This is a genomic window from Janthinobacterium sp. GW456P, from assembly GCF_002127655.1.
GTDB lineage: Bacteria > Pseudomonadota > Gammaproteobacteria > Burkholderiales > Burkholderiaceae_D > Janthinobacterium.
In genome coordinates this window covers 45,718-63,805 of sequence record NZ_NEHB01000030.1, presented here as the reverse complement: position 1 = coordinate 63,805, position 18,088 = coordinate 45,718, and the positions used below count along the sequence as shown (strand labels likewise).

Annotated in this window: 15 protein-coding genes; 7 read left to right on the top strand and 8 right to left on the bottom strand. The window is 63.9% G+C overall.

The window, feature by feature from the left end; genetic code table 11:
- The first annotated feature begins 168 nt into the window (after positions 1–168).
- On the top strand, positions 169–867 hold the full coding sequence (locus tag CBW66_RS22940; RefSeq protein WP_086139379.1) for a glutathione binding-like protein: 699 nt from the start codon (positions 169–171) through the stop codon (positions 865–867).
- 3 nt (positions 868–870) lie between these two features.
- On the opposite strand, the gene uraH is transcribed toward CBW66_RS22940, so the two are convergent.
- Both uraH and CBW66_RS22930 read right to left on the bottom strand, forming a co-directional pair.
- Positions 871–1,278, bottom strand: coding sequence for a hydroxyisourate hydrolase (gene uraH, locus CBW66_RS22935; protein ID WP_086139403.1), 408 nt, complete (start codon positions 1,276–1,278; stop codon positions 871–873).
- An 11-nt stretch (positions 1,279–1,289) separates the two neighbouring features.
- The gene (locus tag CBW66_RS22930; protein WP_086139378.1) at positions 1,290–1,784 is read right to left on the bottom strand and encodes a heme-binding protein; all 495 of its coding nucleotides are present in this window, start codon (positions 1,782–1,784) and stop codon (positions 1,290–1,292) included.
- 138 nt (positions 1,785–1,922) lie between these two features.
- On the opposite strand from CBW66_RS22930, the gene CBW66_RS22925 reads away from it, so the two are divergent.
- Both CBW66_RS22925 and CBW66_RS22920 read left to right on the top strand, forming a co-directional pair.
- Positions 1,923–2,633: a heavy metal response regulator transcription factor gene (locus CBW66_RS22925; protein WP_086139377.1), complete on the top strand. Its 711-nt coding sequence runs from the start codon at positions 1,923–1,925 to the stop codon at positions 2,631–2,633.
- A complete protein-coding gene (locus tag CBW66_RS22920) occupies positions 2,630–4,048 on the top strand; it encodes a heavy metal sensor histidine kinase (protein ID WP_086139376.1) in 1,419 nt (472 codons plus the stop codon). Before CBW66_RS22925 ends, CBW66_RS22920 begins: the two co-directional genes overlap by 4 nt.
- Positions 4,049–4,217: 169 nt before the next feature.
- Here the strand turns inward: CBW66_RS22920 and CBW66_RS22915 are convergent, their stop codons facing one another.
- The 3 genes from CBW66_RS22915 to CBW66_RS22905 form a co-directional block, all read right to left on the bottom strand.
- Positions 4,218–7,556: a DEAD/DEAH box helicase gene (locus tag CBW66_RS22915; RefSeq protein ID WP_253251344.1), complete on the bottom strand. Its 3,339-nt coding sequence runs from the start codon at positions 7,554–7,556 to the stop codon at positions 4,218–4,220.
- Positions 7,557–7,756: 200 nt separating this feature from the next.
- Positions 7,757–9,469 carry a methyl-accepting chemotaxis protein gene (locus tag CBW66_RS22910; protein WP_086139374.1) on the bottom strand — a complete coding sequence of 571 codons (1,713 nt, stop codon included), beginning with the start codon at positions 9,467–9,469 and terminating at the stop codon, positions 7,757–7,759.
- Between the two features lie 207 nt (positions 9,470–9,676).
- Positions 9,677–10,567, bottom strand: a complete 891-nt coding sequence (locus CBW66_RS22905) for a LysR family transcriptional regulator (protein ID WP_086139373.1) — start codon at positions 10,565–10,567, stop codon at positions 9,677–9,679.
- Between the two features lie 124 nt (positions 10,568–10,691).
- Between CBW66_RS22905 and CBW66_RS22900 the strand changes: the two genes are divergently transcribed.
- On the top strand, positions 10,692–11,873 hold the full coding sequence (locus CBW66_RS22900) for a serine hydrolase (protein WP_205701162.1): 1,182 nt from the start codon (positions 10,692–10,694) through the stop codon (positions 11,871–11,873).
- Positions 11,870–13,060: an MFS transporter gene (locus CBW66_RS22895; protein ID WP_086139372.1), complete on the top strand. Its 1,191-nt coding sequence runs from the start codon at positions 11,870–11,872 to the stop codon at positions 13,058–13,060. Before CBW66_RS22900 ends, CBW66_RS22895 begins: the two co-directional genes overlap by 4 nt.
- On the opposite strand, the gene CBW66_RS22890 is transcribed toward CBW66_RS22895, so the two are convergent.
- From CBW66_RS22890 to CBW66_RS22880, 3 genes are all read right to left on the bottom strand, one after another.
- Positions 13,025–13,570 carry a DinB family protein gene (locus CBW66_RS22890; RefSeq protein ID WP_086139371.1) on the bottom strand — a complete coding sequence of 182 codons (546 nt, stop codon included), beginning with the start codon at positions 13,568–13,570 and terminating at the stop codon, positions 13,025–13,027. The two genes, CBW66_RS22895 and CBW66_RS22890, sit on opposite strands and share 36 nt — an antisense overlap.
- 31 nt (positions 13,571–13,601) lie before the next feature.
- The gene (locus tag CBW66_RS22885; protein ID WP_034781292.1) at positions 13,602–14,201 is read right to left on the bottom strand and encodes a MarC family protein; all 600 of its coding nucleotides are present in this window, start codon (positions 14,199–14,201) and stop codon (positions 13,602–13,604) included.
- A gap of 117 nt (positions 14,202–14,318) precedes the next feature.
- Positions 14,319–15,107: a helix-turn-helix transcriptional regulator gene (locus tag CBW66_RS22880; protein ID WP_086139370.1), complete on the bottom strand. Its 789-nt coding sequence runs from the start codon at positions 15,105–15,107 to the stop codon at positions 14,319–14,321.
- Positions 15,108–15,208: 101 nt separating this feature from the next.
- Between CBW66_RS22880 and CBW66_RS22875 the strand changes: the two genes are divergently transcribed.
- Together CBW66_RS22875 and CBW66_RS22870 are read left to right on the top strand one after the other, a co-directional pair.
- The gene (locus tag CBW66_RS22875; protein ID WP_086139369.1) at positions 15,209–16,123 is read left to right on the top strand and encodes a DMT family transporter; all 915 of its coding nucleotides are present in this window, start codon (positions 15,209–15,211) and stop codon (positions 16,121–16,123) included.
- 41 nt (positions 16,124–16,164) lie between these two features.
- Entirely contained in the window at positions 16,165–17,772 is a 1,608-nt protein-coding gene (locus tag CBW66_RS22870; protein WP_139841717.1) for a toxin-antitoxin system YwqK family antitoxin, read from the top strand.
- The last annotated feature ends 316 nt before the right edge of the window (positions 17,773–18,088 follow it).

The following is an 18,088-nucleotide window of genomic DNA, read 5'->3' as shown; positions in this document are numbered from 1 at the left end:
GCTCGGGAATGTCGGGATGCCTGCGTGACGGTGCTAGTGGGTGCTTGCCCTGCCTGGACGCCGTCTTGTTTTTCGCTTACGTGGCATTATATCCATGCATATCAGTTGCGGCGCGACAATAGTTCTGCCAAGTTCGCCTGCCCTACTTATCTACCTGGAAAGACCACGATGATCGACCTGTATTACTGGACCACGCCCAACGGGCACAAAGTGACGATGTTCCTGGAAGAAGCGGGCATCCCTTACAACATCATTCCCGTGCATATCGGCAAGGGCGAGCAGTTCAAGCCCGAGTTTCTCGCCATCGCGCCGAACAACCGCATCCCCGCCATCGTCGACCAGGCGCCGGCAGATGGCGGCGCGCCCTTGTCCCTGTTCGAGTCGGGGGCGATTTTGCAATACCTGGCCGAGAAAAGCGGGCAATTCCTGCCGGCCGACATGCGCGGGCGCGCCGAGGTCATGCAATGGCTGTTCTGGCAGATGGGCGGCCTTGGCCCCATGGCCGGGCAAAACCACCATTTCGTGCAATACGCTCCCGAGCCCATCGACTACGCCATCACGCGCTACGTCAATGAAACGAACCGGCTATACGGCGTGCTGAACAAGCGCCTGGCGGACCGTGCATTCGTTGCCGGCGACACGTATTCCATCGCCGACATGGCGATCTACCCATGGATCGTGCCGCACGAGCGTCAGCGCCAGAGGCTGGAAGATTTCCCGCATCTGGCGCGCTGGTTCGCCGCCATCGCCGCCCGTCCCGCCACCGTGCGCGCGTATGCGCGCGCGGCCGAGATCAATGTGCAGCCCACCGTCAGCGGCGACGCGAAAAGCGTGCTGTTCGGGCAGACGGCGAAGACGCTAGGCTAAGCTTCAGTTTCCGCGGTAAGTGGAAAAGCCGAAAGGGCTGAGCAGCAGCGGTATGTGATAGTGCTGGTCGGTCTTTTCTACGTGGAATTGCACGGGGATTTCCGGGAAGAATGTTTCCTGTTTCAGCCGTGCATAGTGCTCGCCTGTTTTAAACACGATGCGGTAGTCGCCCGCCTGCATCGGCATCTGCTCCGGATACATGGCCGCGATGCGCCCCTGCGCATTCGTCACGGCGCTGCCCAACTGTTGCCAAGCATCCCCTTTTTTCTGTTCCAGGGTGACCGTCACGCCCGCCGTCGGCTGGCCGCTCTGCAAGTCGAGGATGTGCACGCTCAAGGGATTGGCGGCCAGCGCCATGCCAGACAGGCTGGCGAAGGCCAGGGCGGCGGTGATTTTTTTCCAATAGGTCATCGTCGTTTCTTTCACAGGGTGGGGGAATCGAGTTCAGGGATGGCGGCCAGGGCGGCCTGGGCGCAGGCCCGGTCTTGCAGGGCGCCACCGCCACCGGCGACGCCGATGGCGCCGACGACTTCGCCTTTGGCGCGCAAGGGCAGGCCACCGCCCAGCAGCAACAGTTCCGGCACCGTCGTCAAATTGGCCATGTCGGGATTGCCGCGCGCGGCCACGGCCAGCGCCTGGGTATCGTTTTTCGTCGACAGGGCCGTGTAGGCCTTGCGCCGGCTCGCTTCCATGTTGTGCGGCCCGACGCCATCGGCGCGCTGCACGGTCACGACATTGCCACCACGGTCGAGCACCGTGACGACGATGTGCCGGCCTTGCGCCTGGCACGCGGCCATGGCCGCATTCGCCAGCGTGCTGGCCGCCGCCAGGGAAAGATCATCGACCTTGCGCAGCTGGGCATGGGCGGGGCTGGCCAGCAGGCACAGCAGGGTACTGCCGAAAAGCAGGGTTTTCATATGGCGTCCAGGTAACAAGATGATGCCAGTATGGCCAGGCTTGCCCTACGAGAAGATGATCGCCGCATGACATTTTTATCATCCGCGATGCCCGGCGCGCGGCGTAGAATGGTTTTATATTCTCCTTAGAAAGCTGCCATGCGCATCCTGGTAATCGAAGACGAACCGAAGACGGGCGACTATCTGCTGCGCGGCCTGGCCGAGTCCGGCTTCACGGTGAGCCTGGCGCGCAATGGCCGCGACGGCTTGCACATGGCAAGTACGCAGTCACCTGATCTCATCGTGCTCGACGTCATGCTGCCCATCATGGACGGCTGGCAAGTCTTGCGCGCGCTGCGCCTGCAGGAAGGCGGTGCCGACGTGCCCGTGATCTTCCTCACGGCGCGCGACGAGGTGCAGGACCGCGTGAAAGGGCTGGAACTGGGCGCCGACGATTACTTGGTGAAACCGTTCGCGTTTGCCGAACTGGTGGCGCGCATCCGCACCCTGCTGCGGCGCGGGCCACCGCGTGAAGACGACGTCATCCGCATCGGCGACATGGAAATCGACGTGATGAAACGCAAGGTCAGCCGGCAAGGCCAGCGCATCGCCCTGACGGCCAAGGAATTTGGCTTGCTGCATCTGTTGGCGCGGCGCCAGGGCGAAGTGCTGTCGCGCTCCATCATCGCCTCGCAAGTGTGGGACATCAATTTCGAGAGCGACACCAACGTCATCGACGCGGCCATCCGCCGTTTGCGCAGCAAGCTCGACGATCCATTCGAACCCAAGCTGATCCACACCTTGCGGGGCATGGGCTATGTCTGCGAATTGCGCGCGCCCACGGTGCCTGACAATGGCGCCGCCGCATGAAGCTGGCAGAACTCCGCCGCTCGCTGACCCTGCGCGTCACGCTCGTGTTCGTGCTGATCGTGGCGCTCGTGTCGGCCGGGCTGGGCATGCATTTGTACCGCTCGTTCGTCGCGGAAATCGAGCGCCGCGATGATATTTTGTTGCTCGGTAAACTGCGGCAGATCCAGCAGCTGCTCGGCAATGCCGGCACGCTCGACATCATCCGCGAGCGGCCCCAGTATTTCCGCGACACCATGAGCGGGCAAGAAAATTCCCTGGTCCGCATCGTGCGCGCCGATGGCACGCGGTTGATCGATGTCAATCCGAATGGCGAGAACGTCGCGCATGCTGTTCCCGTCGCCGTCGATGCGCCCGTCACGGCCAGCGCGATTGTCAGCTGGACCAGCCGCGACGGTTATCCGGCCAGGGTGGTGGCGGCCAGCGCGCGCATTGGCGACCCGGCGCAGATGGCCGATATTGCCGTCGCCCGGGTGTATGGCGACCGCACGGCCATGTTTGCCGCCTACCGCTGGCAGATCGTCGTCTCCGTCGCCATCAGCGCGCTGGTGGCGGCGATTCTGGCCAGCGTGATGTTGTTGCGGGGATTGCGGCCGCTGCGCAATATCGCCGCCCATGCGGCCCTCGTGCGGCCGGGCAAGCTGGGGCAGCAGCTCGAGGCGCGCGGCGCGCCGACCGAGCTCTTGCCGCTGATCCAGGCCTTGAACGCCATGCTGGCGCGCTTGCAGGAAGGCTATGCGCGGCTGTCGCAGTTTTCCGCCGATCTCGCGCATGAATTTCGTACGCCCGTCACCAATCTGCTGGGGCAAAGCCAGGTCATGCTGGCCCGCCCGCGCAGCGCGCACGAGTATGAACAGCTGGTGTCATCGAATGTGGAAGAGCTGGAGCGGCTGTCGCGCATGATCGACAGCATGCTGTTCCTGGCGCGCGCGCAGCAGGATGAAATGGTGCTCGTCAAGCACGTCTTGCCCGTGCAGGACGAGTTCTTGCGCCTGGCTGATTTCTTTGAAGGCCTGGCCGAAGAGCGCGAGCTGGCGCTGGCCTGCCACGGCAGCGGCACGGTGACGGCCGAGCCGCAACTGCTGCGCCGCGCACTGGGCAATTTGCTGTCGAACGCCATCCGCCATGCGGCGCCGGGCAGCACGATTTTATTGCGTTCGCACACGACCAACGAGGGCGTGGAATTGAGCGTAAGCAACCTCGGCCCCGCCATCCCCGCGCGCCACTTGCCGCACCTGTTCGAGCGTTTCTATCGCGCCGATCCGGCCCGCAGCGACTCGGCCGCCTCCACAGGATTAGGGCTGGCCATCGTCACGGCCATCATGCAGTTACATGGCGGCAGCGCGAGTGTGGCGTCCGACGCTGCCGCCACGACGTTTACTTTGGTGTTTCCGTTGGAGGACAGTAGGTCGGATTAGCGCGCAAGCGCGTAATCCGACATCACCGCAGCGCCAACAATATTGTCGGATTACGCTGCGCTAATCCGACCTACGCAGCTTGGCCATTGTGCTGCCAATGTACCTCCTGGCCTTCGCGGCACATTGTTGGCCGTGGTGGTGGTGTCGGATTACGCCACGCTAATCCGGCCTACCCCATCTCCACCAAAAACTCATGCATGCCTGTATGCGGCAACTGCGCGCAGGCCGGCGCAAAGTGCGGCAACTGGCTCCATAGCAGCGGGTTGCCGACGATGTACACATAATGCTGCGCGCGCGTCAGGGCCACGTTGAGCAGGTTCGGCGTGGCTGCCGCCCATTGCGCGGCACCGGCCGTGCTGTCGTCGGCGCCGAGGACCAGCATCACCACGCTTTGTTCCTTGCCCTGGAAGGTATGCACGGTGCCCACCATCTGGCTGCTCCACTGGCGCAGCTCGCGCGCCGTCGGTGCCTTGCCGTAGCCGAGGCGGCGGTCCCAGTCCATATCGACGATGCGCGCGCGCAATTCGTTGCGCACGGCCTTGAACGGCGTGATCACATACATGTCGGGCAGCTTGCCGTCGCGGCGGTACAGTTTCAACAGCACTTCCAGCACGAAATCGAGCTGCACCGGCACGACCTGCTTGTAACTGACGGGGCCGACGGCGTCGATCCAGCGGCTGGGGCCGCGCGTCAGGCCGCGCGCGCCGGCCGGTGGCGTGCGTTCGGCCAGCCCGTAGACCATCTTGTCTTCGTAGGCGATGCTGTTGGCCAGCGAGAACATCGGCTCCACGCAGCGGCGGTGCACGCGCAGGGGGCTGCCGATCCACAGCGGCTGCGCGCTGCCGGCGCCGACGACGGCGCCATAGCGGTTGGCCTTGTCGGCCAGCGTCTGCACGGACACGCTGGTCGGCGCATAACTGCCATCCTGCGTATGCGGCGACAGCGACGATAAGGTTTGCACCAGGCGGCCCGGCACCGTGAATACGGGTTCGATCTGCAGCGGGTCGCCCACGACGACGGCGCGCTTGGCGCGCCACAGGCTGCCCAGCGCCGCTTGCGGCACGGCCTGGCCCGCTTCATCGATGAACAGCCAGCCCAGCGATTCGGGGCCCATGCCCTGGAACTGGCGCGCGAACGAGGCGAATGTAGTCGACACGACGGGCACCACCATGAACAGGCTGTGCCAGACCATGGCGACGTGCGACTGGTCGTAGGCGCGCTTGTTTTTCAGCAATTTCGACACGGCCAGCAAGTTGCCGCCAAAGCCGGGTCCGCCCTTCTTCGCCACTTCCGCCAGCCACGCTTCGTGCAGGGCCAGGGCCTTGGCGAACAGGCGCGAGCGCAGGCGCGCCAGGGCCGGTTCATGCCACAGGCCGCCTATTTGCAGCGCGTCGCCGTCCAGCTCGTCCAGGCTCGCCGGTGCGATGATGGTGGGGAAACGCAGGCGCGCGCGGCGCAGCAGTTCCGTGCTGTCATCCCATTCGCGCTGGCGCGATTGCGCCGTGCGCAGGGCGATATGCAGGCCGTGGCGTGCCCGTTCGCAGCGCGGCTCCAGCTCGCCCTTGAGCAGCAGCTTGATGGCGGAGACGTCGCGCGCGGCCTGGCGCTGCGCTTCGGCATTGGCGACGACGGCGTCCTTGTAGGCGCGCGCCTGGGCCGTGCGGAACAGGCGCGCAAAGAAGCCCGGTTGCGTCAATGCCACCAGGCGTTCCTCTTCCAGCAATTCCTTCTTGCTGGCGAGCAGGGTGTCCTGCTGCGCCAGTGCGCCGGACAGGGCGCCATTCGCCGCATCCATCTCTTGCTCGGCAGCAATCAGCGCTTGCTGGCTACTGTGGATGAATTCGGCTTCCGTGCAGGTGCCCACGGCTTGCCACAGGGCCGCGTACTGGGCGTGCTCGGCCAGGGCTTTTTCCACCACGTGTTCCGTTTCGCGGAACTCGCGCGCGGCCTGGGCGAAGCTGACGCCCTGGTAGCTGGCCAGCCACTGGCGGATATTCTGCGCATTCGGCGTCTTGCGCGCCGTGGTTTTGTCCCAGTCGTCGTCATAAAAATTGCTGACGAAGCGGCGGCGGTTGGCGCTATTGCCCAGGGCGCAGGACATCAAGCCCCACGGCGCTTCCGTCTCGTCCAGGGCGCGGTTGGCGCCATTGCCGTCGGCCACGACCCGGCGCGCCACGCTTTCAAAGTAGCGCGTGCGCGCCCATTCCTTGCCCAGCTGTTTCGGTTTGGGCAGGTCGCCGGAAATGTTTTCCACCGCCGCATTGTTCGACGAGGCGACGACCATTTCAAAGCCCGTCAGTTCGGGGCGCAGGCGGGCAATCGTGATGGGATCGCGCACGCCTTCGAAGGCCACGGCCACCTTGCCGATGAAGGCGTCGCCGGCGCGGTCCAGGCAGGACAGCACGCTGGCGCGGCGCACGATGTTGTCGGCGAACAATTCGCGCAGCAAGGTCGTCTTGCCCGTGCCGGGCGGGCCGTTGACGGAAAAAATACCGCGCTCGCTCAAGCCCGTGCGCGCGCCGTGGATGGCGAACTGCTGCATCAAACTCATGGCGTAGCTGGCGTCTTCCAGCCAGTGTCCCCGGTTCATGTTCGCCGGATTGAGCATGGCGGCCAGCGCCTGGCGTCCGGCCGGGCTGTACAGGTCGATGCGCTCATCCTGCGCCAGCGGCGTCAGATAGGCGGCGAGCGTCGCGGGCAGCTTGCCGCCACGCAAGGCGCGGATGATCTGTTCCAGGTCGTCCAGGTAAAAACTGTTGAGGATATCAATGCTCGGCTCCACCGCGTCGCCAAAGTCCAGGCTGCGGTTCGGGCTGGACGCCAGCGTATCGGCGTCCGCCACGGCGGTGCGTTTCTTGCGCGTGCGTAGTTCCAGTACGGCCAGCGGCTGGCCGGCGGACGGGCGGAAACCGGCCCAGTCCATCAGCAGGTCGGCCAATGCGGCGATTTCCATGCCGGACAGGGGCGCCGAGACATTGCCCGCCTCGTCCGTCACTTGAGGCGATAAGCGGCTGGCCGCGAAGTTGCGCAGGCTGTCCTGCAGCGCCAGCTGGCTGTCGCTGAAGGCGTCCAGGCTCAGGCCCGACCAGTCCGGCGTGCGCGCGCGGCCCAGCGCCCACGGCAAGGTCGACACGGAGACGGGATCGAACTGCGGCTCGCCCAGCGCATTGAGGTTCAGGCGGGCAAAGCACGAGCGTCCCAGCAGTTCTGTTTTTTCTGTTTCGGCCATGCTTTCCGGGCCGGATGCGGGCGGGCAGGCCTTGTTGATTTCAGCCTTGTCGAACACGCCGAGGAAGAGGGAGAAGCCGTCGATCTCGCGGTCGGAAGGCACTGGCCATTGCGTGGCGAACTGCGGCGGCAATTGCGCMAGCTGTTCGCGGTGCAGGAGACGCACGGTGGACTGGTCTTCAACGTCCGTGATTTGATTCAGGTCAAACGGGATAAAGAATTCGATCTTGTGCCAATACTCCAGGATAGCCAGGAGGCGCTGCTGTTCTGCCTGATTCATGATGACCAATATTTTGTAAAGCGAGCGAGGATTGTAAAGCGTATGCGTGCTGCACGTTTTGCACTTTTGCCTATTGCGCGGGCTTTGCCGCAAAAAAAGTGGTATTGGCGGACGAAAAAAAGCCAGGCAGCAACTTCCTGCCTGGCTTTCCCCGTTGCGATGTTGCCGGGTGTTAAAACTCTGGTATTAAAACCGGTGTTTTAAAACTCTTCCCATTCGCTCTCGGCGGCGGCGTTGCTGCGGCGCGCGGGTGTGGCCGCAACGGCCTTGCGCACGGGCGCGGGCTTGGCCGCGGGACGTGCGATGGCGGGCGCAGCCGCTGCCGGCGTGGCGCGCACAGGCGTCAGCTTGCTTACGCCGGCAACATGGTTGCCGGTTTTAAAGAAGCCCACCACGTGCGCCAGTTCGCTCGCCTGCTCCTGCATGCTTTGCGAGGCGGCCGCCGCTTCTTCCACCAGGGCCGCGTTTTGCTGCGTCACTTCATCCATCTGGGCAATGGCCATGTTGATCTGTTCGATGCCGATGGTCTGCTCGTGCGTGGCGGAGGTGATTTCTCCCATGATGTCAGTCACGCGCACGATGCTGTCGACGATGTCGCCCATGGTCTGGCCCGCTTCATTGACGAGGCGCGAACCCGTGTCCACGTTGGCGACGGAGGCGGCGATCAATTCCTTGATTTCCTTGGCGGCGCTGGCCGAACGGTGCGCCAGGTTGCGTACCTCTGTTGCCACCACGGCGAAGCCGCGGCCCTGTTCACCCGCGCGCGCCGCTTCCACGGCTGCGTTCAAGGCCAGGATGTTGGTCTGGAAGGCGATGCCGTCGATGACGCCGATGATGTCGACGATTTTCTTCGACGAGTCATTGATCGTGCCCATGGTGTCGACCACTTGCGCGACGATGCTGCCGCCGCGTACGGCCACCTCGGACGCGCTTTTCGCCAGCTGGTTCGCCTGGCGCGCATTGTCCGCGTTCTGCTTCACGGTCGAGGTCAGTTCTTCCATGGCCGACGCGGTTTCTTCCAGCGAACTGGCTTGCTCTTCCGTGCGTGACGACAGGTCGAGGTTGCCGGCGGCAATTTCGCTCGATGCCGTGGAGATCGCATCCGTGCCATGGCGCACTTGCGCCACCACGCCCAGCAGGCTGGTGTTCATGGCTTTCAGGGCGCCCAGCAGGCGGCCCGTTTCATCGCTGGAATTGACGGCGATGTGCGACGACAAATCGCCCGAGGCGACGGTTTCGGCCACGCTGACGGCCGCATTGATGGGATGGGTGATCGAGCGCGTGATGATCCACGCAACAAAAGCGCCCAGCAGCACGGCCACGCTGCCCAAGGTAATCATGGAAGCGCGCGCGCTGTTGCTCAGCGTTTCGGCGTCCGTTGCCGCCTGGGCCGCCTGCTCGCCTTCATATGCGACCAGGCTGTCGAGCGCGCCCAGCACGCGTTTCAGGCTCGGTGCCGCCTGCTGCGTCAAAAAGGCGATCGCCTCTTCCGTCTGGCCCGCATTGCGCAGCTCGATGACCTTGTTGTTCAGCGGCGCCCCCGATTTCAGGGCCGCGTCCAGTTCAGCCATCAGCGCCGTTTCCTTGTCCGTCGAAATTTTCTTTTGCAAGGTTTCCTTGGCGGCGCCGTACTTCTTGCGTGCTTCGCCGATCTTTGCCAGTTCCGCCTGCACCAGCGCTTCCGTCGGCGCCACCACAATGCTGGTAATCGCCAGGGTGATGTTGCGCACGTTGTCGCTCATGGTATTGGCGGCCGCCATCTTGACGTTTTTGTCGGCCACGATGTCGTGCGTGCGTGCGCTCAGTTGCCCCATGGAGTACAGGCCAACGAGCAAGACGGCCACCAGCAGACCGAGAACGACAGCAAATCCGATCCCGAGCCGGGTGCCGATTTTGAATTGTGTAAGTGACATGATTGCTTTCGTGTTGCGGAAGTGAGGGAAAACATCGACAGGCCAGGGCTACGGGTTTGTACGTAGGGGCAGCCAGCCTGCAATTGTTCCTCAAAATTTCGCACTGCAATACAAAAACTTGTATCAAGTCCGCGAAAAGTTTAAAAAATGGTAGCAAATTAAATAAGTTGTCGTGTGGAAACAACGAGCGCGGCGCCGGATGCGGGTTCAGTTTTCCGCAAACACGCGGGCGGCCAGGAAATCGATGAAGGCGCGCAGTTTCGGCGTCAGGTGGCGGCTGCTGGGCCACAGGATGCGAAAGGCGCCGTCGTGCCGGCGGTGCGTTTCCAGCACGGCGTGCAGGCGACCTGCTGCCAGCGCCGCGCGCACGGCAAAGTCGGGCAGGGCGGCGATACCCAGGCCGCTTTCGGCAAAGTGCAGCAGGGTGTCGACATTGTTGCAGTTGAGTACAGTCGGCAAGCCGGCCGCGTGCAGGGCTTGCCACTCGGGCAGGGGCCACGCTTCGACCTTGCCGCTGCTGGGAAATTTGTACAGCAGGCAAGTGTGATGCGCGAGGTCGGCGGGCAGCACCGGCGTGCCGTGTTGCGCCAGGTAGGCGGGCGCGGCCACCAGCTGCAGCTGGAACTGGCCCAGCTGGCGGCTCATCAAACGGCTGTCGGCGCTTTCGCCCGCGCGCACGACGGCGTCGTAGCCTTCCTCGATGACATCGACCCGGCGGTCGCTGAAATCGAGGTCGAGTTCCACCTGCGGATAGGCGCGCGCAAACGCGGCCAGCACGGGGTTGAGCAGGCTGCCCACCAGCGGCAGGCTGATGCGCAGCCGGCCCTGCGGTGCGCTCTTGCTGTTCGATAACTCCAGCTCGGCCGCTTCGATTTCTCCCAGGATGCGCCGGCAGCGTTCGAGAAACACGGTGCCCTCGCTGGTCAGCGCGATGCTGCGCGTGCTGCGGTGAAACAGGCGCACGCCGAGCCGCTCTTCCAGCCGCGCGATGCTCTTGCCCACGGCCGAGGCGGAAATGCCGAGCACCCGGCCCGCCGCGACAAAACTGCGCGTCTCCGCCGCCTGCACGAAGGCCGTGAATCCCGCCAGGTTATCCATGTCGCTTTAATTTCCTCACCTTTGATTGCGGATGCCGACGTCCGCACAGACAGAAACTATAGCCTGTTTTTCTTTGATCGCGCTTGCCTTACCTTGGCAGCCTGATCATTTGAAAGGCTACGCCATGATGTACAACTTCTCTCCCGCGGCCTTGTCCGCCCGTATCGACCCCTTGCTCGATGCCGTGCTGCGGCAGCAGCGCCTGGTGGGCGCCGTGGTGCTGGTGCGCCAGCGTGGCCAGGACGTGTACCGCCGCGCCGCCGGCTACCTGGATCGCGAGGCGGGCACGCCCATGGTGGAAGACGCCGTCTTCCGCCTGGCGTCCGTCAGCAAACCCATCGTTTCGACGGCCGCGCTGGCGCTGGTGGGACAGAACCGCCTGGGCCTGGACGACCCGGTGGCGCGCTGGCTGCCGTATTTTGCGCCGCGCCAGCCGGACGGCACGGTGGCGGCGATGACCGTGCGCCACTTGCTCACGCACACGGCAGGCCTCGACTACGGCTTTTTCCAGCCCCCGGGCGGCGCGTACGCACGGGCGGGCGTGTCGGACGGCATGGATGCGTCCCGTATTTCCCTGGAGGACAACTTGCGCCGCCTCGCTACCGTGCCGCTGGCGACTGCACCGGGCGCGCGCTGGGCATACTCGATCGCCACCGACGTGCTGGGCGCCGTGATCGAGCAGGCGGCCGGCATGCCGCTGGCGCAAGCCGTGGAACACTTGGTGACGGCACCGCTGGCCATGCGCGACACGGGTTTTATCAGCACGGACCCGGCGCGCCTGGCCGCCGCCTATGCGGACCGCGTGGCGGGAGAAGCCCGGCCGCGCCGTTTGCTGGACGAGGGGGAAGACCATCTGCCGTTTCTCGAAGGCATGGCCGGCTTTACCCTGTCGCCGGCAAGGGCGCTCGACGCGCAAGCGTATCCGTCCGGCGGCGCCGGCATGCTCGGCTCGGCGCCCGACTTCATGCGCCTGCTGGAAACCCTGCGACTGGGCGGCGCGCCGCTGCTGCCGCCTACGCTGGCGCGCCAGATGGGCACGAGCCAGACCGGTGCGTTCGAGCTGCCCTTCTGGCCCGGTCGTGGCTTCGGCCTGGGTTTTACGGTCTTGACGGACCCGCATGCCGCCGCCACGCCGGAGTCCACAGGCAGCTGGCGCATGGGCGGCACGTATGGCCACTCGTGGTTTGTCGATCCTGCGCAGGAACTGTCCGTGGTGGCGTTCACGAATACGGCATTGGAGGGCATGGCGGGGCCGTTCGTGACGGAACTGTGCCAGGCCGTATATGGCACCGGGACGCTGTCATGACGCGCCCGCACCCCATCGTCTTCCTCGCGCTGGGCCTGTTCGGCGTGTATTGCATCGAGTTTGGCGTGGTCGGCATCTTGCCGATGATCATGCAGCGTTACGGCGTGACGGCGGCGCAGGCGGGTTCGCTGGTGAGCCTGTTCGCCCTGGTGATCGCCGTGGGCGGTCCCTTCCTCGTGCTGCTGGCCACGCGCTGGCGCCGCAAGAGCGTGCTGATCGTCTCTCTGCTCGTGTTTGCGCTGGCCAGCGTGGCCTCGGCGTATGCGCCGCGCTTCGGGCTGCTGCTGGCGCTGCGCGTGGTGCCGGCCCTGTTCCACCCCGTGTATTTCTCGCTGGCCATGGTGGCCGCCGCCGCCCTGTACCCGCCGCAGCAGGCGGCGCGGGCGGGCGCGCATGCGTTCACGGGCACCAGCATGGGCATGGTGCTGGGCATCCCGCTGACGACGTGGATCGCCGCGCAGTATGGCTACGAGGCATCGTTCCTTGCCTGCGCCCTCGTCAACGCGCTGGCGGCGCTGGGTTTGTACCTGTTCCTGCCTGACACGCCGCGCGAGGCGCCGATGGCATATGGCCGCCAGCTGGCCGTGCTGCGCAAACCAGCCCTGTGGTTCACGATCGTCGCCGCCGTGCTGGTGTTTGCCGCCATGTTTGCCGTGTATGCGTATGCGGCCGCCTACCTGCAGCAGGTGGCGGGCTTGTCGGCGCGCCAGACGGGGTTGGCGCTGGTGGTGTTTGGTATCGGTGGCGTGGCGGGCAATCTGTTCGCGGGGCGCCAGCTGGGCACGCACGTGCTGCGCACGGTCTTGCTGCAGCCCATGCTGCTGGGGCTGGCGTACTGGCTGCTGTATGAATATGCGGGCGGCGGCATCGGCTGGGCGGCGCTGGCCGTGTTGCTGCTGTTCTGGGGGGCGGCGCATACGAGCGGGCTGATCGTGACGCAAGTATGGCTCAGCAGCGAAGCGCGCGAGGCGCCCGCATTTGCCATCGGCGTGTATATCGCCGCCATCAACCTGGGCGTGACCGTGGGCGCGCTGGCGGGCGGCATGGCCATCGCCCGCTATGGCATGCAGGGGGCGTTGGCCTGCGGCGCGTTGCTGGGCGGGCTGGCGCTGGCGGCGATTGGGGGGAAAGCGTGGCTGTACCGCCCGGCGTCAGTCCTCGATATGGTTCGGGATGCGAAACAGTAGATCCGTGTCGCCGATGTCCACGCCCGCCTGCGACAGCAAGGTGCTGGCCTGGCCCCGGTGGTGCGTCTGATGGTTGAAGAAATGCATGAGCAGGCTGAAGAATTCGCGCCGGTTCGGCCCCTTGCTGTTGCGGTAATCGAGCAGGTGGTCGAGGTCTTCTTCGCGGATCGACGCGGCCCAGTCGATGATGACCTGGTCCAGCCATTGCCGGTGCGCGTGCATGGCGGCAAAATCGTCGGCTGCGAACAGCGGCTGCGTGAGCGAGGCGGGCGGCGTGATGGCGCGGATGGGGTCAAGCAACGGGAAACCGGCCGGGTGCTTTGCGTAGCGCTGCAGCCACAGGGTATCGCCCACCATCACGTGGTTCAGGGTGGCCAGCAGGGAACCGAAAAAGGCGCCCCGCTCGCGCGCCAGCTCGCCGGGCGGCAGGCTGGCGGCTGCCGCGTAGACCTTGGCATTCATCCACTGGTTGTAATCGGACATCAGGCAAATGTGGGCGCAACGGCTCATGCTGGACTCCTTCAGTGGATGAATGATGATATTAAACGGATTTCAAAAACGCGCGTATACCGGCCAGCAGCATTTCAATGGCCATCGCCGTCAGGATCAAGCCCATCAGGCGCTCGAACGCCGTCATGACCCTTGGACCCAAGGCCCGCTGCAAGCGTTCGGCGCACAGGAAGACGGCCAGCCACACGACGGCCACGGCCGTCAGGCCCGCCACGTGGGCGATAACTTCGTTCATTTCATGCGAGGAAAACAGCAGCACGGTGGCCAGGGCCGACGGACCGGCCAGCGCGGGGATGGCCAGCGGCACGATGAACGGCTCGCCGCCCATTTCGTGGTCGCTATTGCCGGCGTTGGGTTGTGGAAACACCATGCGCATGGCGATCAGGAACAAAATCACGCCGCCGCCGATGCGCAGCGCCACTTCCGACAATTGCAAGGCATTCAGGAAATGGCGGCCGAAGAACATAAACAGCAGCAAGATGCCGAAAGCGATCAGGCATTCGCGCACCACGACTTTCCAGCGCCGCTCAATCGGTACCCGTTTCAGGGCATTGACGAACAGGGAAACGTTGCCGAACGGATCAGTGACGAGCAAAAGCAGGATAAAAGTCTGGAAGAAATTCTGTGTCATGGTGGTGTGGAATAAGGTCAACACCGCTGCCAGGATGGGCGCGGTGCGATAAGGCTTGCGATGATAACAAGCCCGGCGCTTATCGCCCATGATTATTGATGCATAGCAGCATTTTTTTTACGCGGCGATGACTTTAGCCTGGTAAAACGCCGTCGGCGTCGTGCCGAAATGCTTTTTAAACATGGCGGTAAACGCGCTTTGGCTCGTATAACCGTTGTCCAGGGCCACGTCGATGACCTTGCTGCCTTGCGCCAATTGCTCGAGGGCCCGCAGCAGTCGCGCTTGCTGGCGCCACTGGCCAAAGCGCATGCCCGTCTGTTTTTGGAACAGACGGTGCAAGCTGCGTTCGGTGATCGCCAGTTCCCGTGCCCAGTGCGCCACCGTCTGCTGTTCGCCCGGCTGTTCCATCAGCTGCGCGCAAATGCCGCGCAGGCGCGCGTCAAAAGGCAAGGGCAGGTACAGGGGGAGCACGGGCAGGCTGTCGAGCTCGTGCAACAGCAATTGCAGCAGATGCCAGTCGCGGCTGCCTTCCGCGAAGTCGGGCGCGATGTCGACGGCCGCCACGATCAGTTGCCGCAGCAGGGGACTGATGTCGAGCACGCAACTGTGGCCAGGCAGCAGTGGAGAATTGGCGCAGTTGACGAACAACGTGCGCATTTTCACGGCACCGCTCATGCGCACCTGGTGCGCGATGCCGGGCTGCAGCCACACGCCGCGCGTGGGCGGCACCACCCAGCGCCCGCCCTGCGCTTCGATGGTCATCACGCCCTCGATGGCATACAGCAATTGCGCATGCGTGTGGCGGTGCGCGGAAATCACGTGGCCATGCGCATAATCGACGGCCAGCGCCATGGCGCGCGCCGTGACGGGCAGCAACTCCTGAAAGGCGGGGGAGGAACAATCCATGAAAGAAGGTCAGTTTTGCGATAGATTCGGACATCTTAGCGTGAGAAGGCGCGGCGCGTCTGCGGCATGATGGTTCCCCGCAACTATTCTTGGAGTTACACATGCCTGTGCGCGCCTATCTGTATCCGTTTCTGGCCATGCTGCTGTGGGCCGGCAACGTTGTCGTCTCCAAGCTGGCCGCGTCCAGCATCGCTCCCACGGCCATCACCTTTTACCGCCTGGTGCTGGTCTTGCTGGTGATGACGCCGTTTATTGCCCGCCCCTTGTGGCGCAACCGTCATGCGCTGCGTCGCCACTGGTGGCAGCTGGCCCTGTGCGGCCTGATGTCGATGGCGCTGTTCCAGAGCCTGTCCTACCGCGCCGCTGAATCGACGACGGCGACGAATATGGCCATCGTCACGGCGCTGGCGCCGCTGATGACGGCACTGCTCAGCGTGTTGCTGCTGGGCGAGCGCTTGACGCTCGGCATGGCGGCCGGCGGCGTGCTGTCGTTTGGCGGCTTGTTGTACCTGGTGGGGCGCGGCGATGTGCTGGCCTTGTTGCATCAAGGCGTGCATGCGGGCGATGCGCTGATGCTGCTCGCTTCTCTGAGCTTCGCCCTGTACGGCGTGCTGCTGCGCCGCTGGCGTCTGTCCATTCCAGCCTGGCAAGCTATTTATTGCCAGGCGCTGGCCGCCCTGGCGTGCATGCTGCCGCTGTTCCTGCTGCTGCCGCCCGGCAGCGCCAGGCTGGACGCTACCGCCTTGCCTCTGATCAGCTATGCGGGCATCGGCTCGTCCATCGTGCTGTCCTATCTGTGGATCGAAGGCGTCAAACTGCTGGGGCCGAACCGCTGCAGCATCTACGTCAACCTGCTGCCTCTGCTGACGGCCTTGCTGGCCATCGTCTGGCTGCACGAAAGCATGCATGTGTACCACCTGGTCGGCGGCGGCATTTCGCTGCTGGGCGTGTTGCTGGCGCAGACGGTGCAGCGGCCGTTGTTTGGACGGCGTCCTCGCGTGTCCGGTCTTGCCTGAGCGGCCATGCATAATGGCGGTTTTTCGGCAGTGGTGTGGGCATGCGGCAAGCATTTTGGATGAGCACGATGGCGGCGCTGCTGGCGCTGGGTAACTTGGCGCCAGCGCAGGCAGCGCGTTTCTATGAAGGCGTCCCTATGGCCACCGCCAGCGTCGTCGAGCGCCGCGATGGCGGCGTGGTGCTGGCCTTCCTGCGGGAAAATGGCGAGGTCAACGGCTACTATTGCCAGTGCAACGGTATCAGTGAAAAACGCATGAACCTGGACAAATACGGCAAGGCCAGCATCGCGGCCGTGTTCCAGCTAGACCTCGACAGCGAAGGCGAAACCACGTTCGTGCTCAGCCGCAGTGGTAGTGCCTATGGATTGCATGCCTACCGCTACGAGCGCAGCGGCGGCCGGATGTTCAAGGTCTTGACCTTGCAGCCGGCCTTGGATGCCATCGTGCGCGGCGCGCAAACCATGGACGAGGCGCGGGTACGCGCGGCGCTGGCTCGTTTGCAGCTGATCGACTACAGCATCGCTTACGCGCCCACGGGCGTGGCCGAGTTCGACGCCATCGAGCATGCGTACGGCACCCTGGTCGGCTATTTCAATATCGATGGTGACTTGTTGCCGGGCAAGCCGGCGGATGCGCCTGCGTTTGCCTATAAAAAAACCTTCGAGGAAAAGGATGGCCATTTCCTCACGGTCACGTATTTGCTGGGCAAGGGCTGGCAAGGCGGGCGCGCGCCCAGTTATCACATCAAGTGGATCACCTGGGAAACGCAACCGCAGCGCTTTGCCGCCAGCCAGGATGGGCTATTCATCGAGTACGAAGTGAATTGCTGCAGGGGCAGCGTGTTTGCCCGCGGCCAGTATGCGCAGGGCAAGCGGACAGGGCAGTGGCACTATGAAGAGCCGCTCACCATCCGTTCATCTGGCGCATTTGTCGACGACAAGGCCGAGGGGCCGTGGACGTATGCAAGCGGCGACGAGACGACGACGGGCATGATGCAGCGTGGCCAGCGCACGGGACGCTGGGCAGTGAGTCCGGGTCTGGAGGAATGGCGCGACGAGGGCAAGGGCAACTACCAGGGCTTCGATACCTACCTCAAGGACAGGCTGGATGGACCCAGCGAGCGTCGCGTCGAAGGCGTGGTGCACTGGCAGGGCAACTATGTCAATGGCAAGAAGCAGGGCCAGTGGGTCGAACCTGGCGGTGGCGGTTTGTACGTTGACGACGTCAAGCAGGGGCCGTGGAAGAAAGCGACGCCGGATGGCGGCTGGCAAGTGTTGACCATGCTCAATGGCGAACCCGATGGCAAGCTGGAGCAGTATGCGGCCGATGGCCGGCTGGAACTGGCCGAGCATTACCGCCTCGGTGTCCTCGATGGCACGATGGAAAGTTTTTATCCGGATGGCAAGCGGCGTTATCAGGGGTCATTTGCCGAAGGCAAGCGCGATGGCGTGGAAATCCTGTTTTATCCCGATGGCGAATTGCCGCAATTTCAGCGCAACTGGCACAAGGGTGTGCTGCATGGCGTCAACATCGAGAATTTCCAGAACGGAAAACCGAAGCTGATCGGCGCCTACGACATGGGCAAGAAAACGGGCCGGTTTCAATATTTCCGCAGCGATGGCCAGCTCATCGAAGAAACCATGTATTAACTAATTGACTAGCATAAATGGCATTCCAGCGCGAGCGCGCACGATTGCGAAATGCCAGTTCTGCGCAAAAAACATCATCTACTTGTTACAAAGCGTGAAAATTCCAGACGGATGTTGCTACTGGTAATCTTTCCCTGTATCTTGCAGTCAGGAAATTAAAAATACGGGAAACCTCAACCTCGTTGCCCTGTATTGCACTCCTGAGGATATGCGCGGGCCGCCTTCCCCCTGCCGCCGCACACGCCGTATCGACCTGTCCTGAACAATTCACGTGACCCGCCCATCTGGCGTTTGCCGCTATCTCGTCCGGCATGCG